At 54.1% G+C, this 233-nt stretch carries 1 protein-coding gene; it reads right to left on the bottom strand.

What is annotated here, in order from left to right:
* The coding region (locus SB756_RS35675) for a biotin/lipoyl-binding protein (protein WP_410913962.1) at positions 1 to 233 on the bottom strand (233 nt) is incomplete at both ends.

Genomic DNA, 233 nt, shown 5'->3' with positions numbered 1-233 from the left:
CTTTGTCGTTGCTCCAGCAAAGCCTGCGCGGCAGCAACGGCGCTTTGTGCCTCTTTGATTTGCGCGATGGCTTCCAGTCGCTGTTCCTGCAACACGCGAGTATCCATCTTCGCCAGCACTTCACCTTCGCGAACAAACTGGCCTTCTTTCACCAGAATGGTGTCGATACGCCCGGCAATTTTGCTGGCAATATCCACTTCCGTCGCTTCAATGCGCCCATTACTGACAGCAAA

Source organism: Pseudomonas sp. SIMBA_068 (genome assembly GCF_046534705.1).
In the GTDB taxonomy this organism is placed as follows: domain Bacteria; phylum Pseudomonadota; class Gammaproteobacteria; order Pseudomonadales; family Pseudomonadaceae; genus Aquipseudomonas; species Aquipseudomonas putida.
This window is presented reverse-complemented; position numbering and strand designations above follow the sequence as displayed.